The 2,839-nt window shown below is 47.9% G+C and carries 2 protein-coding genes; both read left to right on the forward strand.

All coding sequences use genetic code 11. From position 1 onward, the window contains the following. Nucleotides 1-255 precede the first annotated feature (255 nt). Entirely contained in the window at nucleotides 256-2,232 is a 1,977-nt protein-coding gene (gene thiO, locus IM477_RS06285; RefSeq protein ID WP_287730959.1) for a glycine oxidase ThiO, read from the forward strand. 78 nt (nucleotides 2,233-2,310) lie between these two features. Beyond that, nucleotides 2,311-2,823: an SAM-dependent methyltransferase gene (locus IM477_RS06290; protein WP_287730960.1), complete on the forward strand. Its 513-nt coding sequence runs from the start codon at nucleotides 2,311-2,313 to the stop codon at nucleotides 2,821-2,823. Nucleotides 2,824-2,839 lie beyond the last annotated feature (16 nt).

Here is a 2,839-nt window from a genome sequence, read left to right on the forward strand (position 1 = left end):
GCCGCAGGGCTTGCGGTGTCAGTCTGTAGAGCGACCATAAGACCAGAACAGAGTAAATCTGTTAAGGCAGGTGCGAAAAATCCTTCGGGAAAGAAGCAGAAACCTAAATCGTGAGGTTTGGGAATCACCGTCCGTTTACGACGGTGAGGATGTCAACTTAATCTTGAATTATGCCAGTAGCCTCACTTCTCCCTCCTCTCGGCTGACTAATTGCGAGTTAGGATCAAGGTTACATTTCCTTTAGATTTTTAAGCCATGTCGTTGAACCAAGAATCCCTCGCTTTTAGCCATGGGAGGGTCAAGAACTCAACTAGCGAAATTTTGATCGTAGGCGGTGGTATCATCGGATTAGCGATCGCCGTCGATTTGCAATTGCGCGGGGCAAAAGTTACCCTCCTAGTTCGAGATATAGCTCAGGCCGCTAGTCGTGCGGCTGCGGGAATGTTGGCCCCCCATGCGGAAGGAATTCCCCCGGGTCCCTTTCTCGATCTTTGTTTACAATCGCGCTGGCTATATCCAGAATGGAGCCGCAAAATCGAGGATTTAACGGGTATAAACAGCGGTTACTATCCCTGCGGTATTCTTGCTCCCGTTTACGAGCTAGATCAGCCTATTACTGCCAATACAGCTAATAAAATTTGGTTAGACAGCAATGCAGTTCACCTCTACCAACCCGGACTAGGTAAAGATGTGATCGGTGGTTGGTGGTATCCCGACGATGGACAAGTGGATAACCGGCAGCTATTGACTGCGCTGCAACAAGCGGCCGAAAATTTAGGGGTAGAAATTCGCCAAGGCATAGAAGTCCACGCCTTACAACAAAAGCAGGGAAAAGTCAAGAGTATTTATACCTCAATTGGGGAATTAGAAGCAAAAATTTACATTTTAGCGGCGGGATCCTGGGCCAGTCAACTTTTACCCCTCCCTATCCATCCCGTCAAAGGTCAAATGGCCGCGGTAAAAATGCCCCCTAACCAGACCTTAGCGAGGGTTTTATTCGGTCCGCAAACCTATCTGGTTCCCCGTCGCAATGGTCGTTTAATTATCGGGGCCACTTCCGAAAAAGTCGCCTGGCAAACGGGTAATACACCCCAAGGACTACAAACCCTTTTTGCGCGTGCTACCCGTCTCTATCCCCCTTTAGCTGACTGGGAAATCGAAGAAATGTGGTGGGGATTCCGTCCGGGTACACCAGATGAATTACCTATTTTAGGCCGCAGTAGCTGTGATAACCTGATTTTAGCCACCGGTCACTATCGTAATGGCATTTTACTCGCTCCTGTCACTGCCTCCTTGATTGCTGACCTGGTGATTAATGACAAAGTTAATCCCATTTTGACCCATTTTAGCTGCGATCGCTTTAATCAACCATCACCCGTTACTATTCCATCTATGTCCTTAACTATTATTGAGAATAAACCCCAAGCACTTTTATCGCCCCAAAATGATCGCCTCACCATTGCCGGGAAAACCTTTCACTCCCGCTTGATGACTGGGACTGGCAAATATGCCAATCTGACGACTATGCAGGAAAGTATTAGTGCCAGTGAATGTCAGATTGTCACCGTTGCTGTTAGACGAGTACAAACGAACGCACCCGGTCATGAGGGATTAGCAGAGGCGATCGATTGGTCTAAAATTTGGATGTTACCCAACACTGCCGGTTGTCAAACGGCCGAAGAGGCGATTCGGGTGGCCCGTTTAGGGCGAGAAATGGCCAAATTATTGGGACAGGAAGACAATAACTTTATTAAACTCGAAGTTATTCCCGATCCTAAATATTTATTACCCGATCCGATCGGAACTTTGCAAGCGGCCGAACAATTAGTTAAAGAAGGTTTTGCCGTACTGCCCTATATTAACGCCGATCCTCTCTTAGCCAAACGTTTAGAGGAAGCTGGCTGCGCCACGGTTATGCCCCTAGGATCGCCGATTGGGTCGGGACAGGGGCTGAAAAATGAGGCAAATATCGCGATTATCATCGAATCGTCCCAAATTCCCGTGGTGGTCGATGCCGGGATCGGTACACCCTCAGAAGCGGCCCGGGCCATGGAAATGGGGGCCGATGCTTTATTAATTAACAGTGCGATCGCTATGGCAGCCAATCCGGCTATGATGGCCCAAGCCATGGCAATGGCGGCAAAAGCGGGACGTTTAGCTCATTTAGCGGGAAGAATGCCGATTAAGTCCTATGCTAGTCCTAGTTCCCCCCTGACGGGAACGATCGCCTAACCGATTAAGCCTTGCCCTGAGCCAAGTCGAAGGGTAGGAATGGGCTGTTTTCAGCTATTAGAGCCAGCAAAAATCTCTATGACTACAGACAATCAAACTGAGTATGTTGCCGCTTTAACTGATTTACACCGTGGACTTGACCGTAAAGGGCCTGGTGACTCTGACTTCTCCCTAAAAATTTTGAGTAATCTCTCTACTTTGCCCCTCAAGCCGCGAATTGCCGATCTAGGATGTGGAAGTGGTGCTAGTGCTTTACTGCTGGCACAATACTACCAAAGCCCTGTCATGGCAGTGGATTCCTCGTCGGTTTTTATCGACGAACTCAAAACCCGAGCAAAACAGCTTGGTCTTGAGCATTTAATCATTCCAATTCATGGTGACATGGCTAAACTTGATTGGTCAGTGGGTTCAGTTGATCTACTTTGGTCTGAGGGGGCTGCTTATAATCTTGGGTTTGAGCAGGCTCTTAAACCCACATTCCGCACCCTAGTCGTTGAAATCAAAAGTTGCTCTAGCCCTTGTATAGTAAGACTTTTAGCGATTACTAAGAATTATGAAGTGTCACACTCTAGTCAGCGATCGCCAGCTTAATGAGAGTTTATCTCAA

Source organism: Microcystis sp. M090S1 (assembly GCF_020246295.1).
In the GTDB taxonomy this organism is placed as follows: Bacteria; Cyanobacteriota; Cyanobacteriia; order Cyanobacteriales; family Microcystaceae; genus Microcystis; species Microcystis aeruginosa.

Bases quoted from the DNA above. Each gene is read 5' to 3' on its own strand.
- thiO (WP_287730959.1), top strand. From the start codon at position 256: ATGTCGTTGAACCAAGAATCCCTCGCTTTTAGCCATGGGAGGGTCAAG.
- IM477_RS06290 (WP_287730960.1), top strand. From the start codon at position 2,311: ATGACTACAGACAATCAAACTGAGTATGTTGCCGCTTTAACTGATTTA.